Origin of the sequence: Aeromonas sp. ANP5 (assembly GCF_963870295.1) — a bacterium.
Lineage (GTDB): Bacteria > Pseudomonadota > Gammaproteobacteria > Enterobacterales > Aeromonadaceae > Aeromonas > Aeromonas veronii.
The window spans coordinates 1-1995 of the sequence record NZ_CAWMRY010000074.1; the positions used below are offsets into that span (position 1 = coordinate 1).

The window sequence follows — 1995 nt, forward strand, 5'->3', positions numbered from 1 at the left end:
AGACCCACTGTACCTGACGGGCGGCGTTGCCATCGGCCCGGTAGCTTTGTTGCTGCACTAGCTGGTCTCCGTCCCAGCGATAATGAACCCGGGTAATGGCGGTGAGTTGGCTCACCTGCCCCTCCCGCTCCTTGCCGATACGCCGACCAAATGGGTCGTAGCGGTAACGCCAGCGGCTACCATCGGGCAAGATGACCCGTTGCAGGCGGTCAAAGCCATCCCACTCAAATTGAGTAGTCTGAGGCCGGAAACCGGGGCGTGATACCACCTTCTCACTGAGCCGCCCGCACTTGTCGTAGCGGTATTGATTGGGCCCTATCTGGCTGACCCGGCCCGCAGCGTCATAACGGCGCAAGGGCTCGGCCTGCGCCTGCTGGCTGGACAGCGGTTGCCCATCGCTTGGCAGAATATGGGAGAGCTCGCAGAGGTTCAGCTCGCAGTCATAACCAAACAGCCGGGCCTGACGCTCGTGACCGCGCTTGCTGCGCTCGGCCACCACCTGACCGTTGCCATTGAGCTTCCAGCCCTGTTCACCCCAGTAGCTGTTAAAAAAATACCGGCAATATGCCGGTGTACGGTGTTAACAAGGTTTTTTCAGCCAGAATATAGCCTAAACAGATCAGATTGGGCGAAAAGCGACGATTCAGCTGCGGATATGTATTCTACATTTCAAATGTACATATCTAGCTATTAAAGACAAGCTGTTATACTTTCAATTGTTAAAAACTTTGAAACACAATGCAATTTGAACTCCCCACTATTTATAATTATTTCAGATCTATCTTTAGCAGAAATTATACTAGGCGAACATGTAAAGTCATATTTACGACCAATGATTTCTGATTCAAACACATCTCCAAATGTAACCACCAAAAAAAACGACCTAACATTTGACACCACCCATTTCTTGGGAATTTTAGCAGGAAGACGACTACAAATAAACTTTAACTTCAAGTCCGCTTGTCGCTCAATAAAAAAATCAACAAGAATCATATCCGACAATATTAATTCATTGTCAAACATAAACTTTACCTTGTCATTTCCAATGGCATTTTTAAACCACATAAGCAACCTTTCCTACTGATTTAATGTGTATGAACATTCACTCCCACCTATCATCAATATAAGCACCTGCGCTCTCTAGCTTTAAGGAGTCGGCTATGCATTTTAGTTTAATGCAAGGATGCCTTATTTCTATAGATGCATAGTTACCCCCAACCCTTATAGTAGGCGTTGTAATAATACCCCCTTTTTTTCCTTTGTATTTAAACCGTCTAACCCCGATCATCCTGACATTAAAAACCACTGAATTTTCCGCACCCGCTTTTTCAAAAAAACCACCACCCTTAACACCAAAACAAAATAAAATTCCTTTATCACTAGACCAAACCCTAATGAACTCCAAGTTATTCAGTGGGATTTTACCACCCAACCCGACCTCTAGCGCTGTGATATTTTTGCTCATACCAACACCTATCAGTTCCTACTTCTTGAGAAAATTGTAATGGCCATGGACATTGCTTGGTGTTTTATTATCTATCGCCAAGCCTGTTACTGGGTCTGCGGGCCGCACATTAAAATGTGGCTCAAGACCATGCTGTGGAGTTGCTTTAGAGTGACCTAAACTATGTTCCTGGATGAATACTGATTCTCCTTTGGTGTTTAAAAACTCATATTGCCTAGTCTTAACAGGCATTCCATCCGCACCCAAAACCTTATTCCCATATCCATCTTCCAAGTCAGGTCTTGTAATACTCTTCGGTTGTTGACTCATCGGTATGCCAGCATCTCGCTTAGCTTGTCTGAATGCATCACGACGACTTTTTCCATCGTAAGACGTCTTCTTATTCTTCGCTTGAGGGCATCCCGCCAACCCCAGCGGATCTACCCACTCCAGCGGGTTATGCACATATCCCTGTGGCCTAAGCCCTCCCGCAAAACCTATCGGGTCTGGCGAGATATATTGCCCCAACTCAGGATCAAAGTAACGGTGCC

At 46.1% G+C, this 1995-nt stretch carries 4 protein-coding genes; all 4 read right to left on the reverse strand.

Going from position 1 to position 1995, the window contains the following annotated elements:
- Nucleotides 1-496, reverse strand: a 496-nt coding sequence (locus tag AACT07_RS22215) for an RHS repeat domain-containing protein (protein ID WP_253182293.1), incomplete at its 3' end; no start/stop codon positions are given.
- A 194-nt stretch (nucleotides 497-690) separates the two neighbouring features.
- Nucleotides 691-1065, reverse strand: a complete 375-nt coding sequence (locus AACT07_RS22220) for an Imm50 family immunity protein (protein WP_069530077.1) — start codon at nucleotides 1063-1065, stop codon at nucleotides 691-693.
- A gap of 37 nt (nucleotides 1066-1102) precedes the next feature.
- Nucleotides 1103-1465, reverse strand: coding sequence for a hypothetical protein (locus AACT07_RS22225; protein ID WP_069530078.1), 363 nt, complete (start codon nucleotides 1463-1465; stop codon nucleotides 1103-1105).
- Nucleotides 1466-1483: 18 nt separating this feature from the next.
- Nucleotides 1484-1995 (reverse strand): HNH/endonuclease VII fold putative polymorphic toxin (locus AACT07_RS22230; protein ID WP_216093296.1); only part of this gene is annotated, 512 nt, incomplete at its 5' end.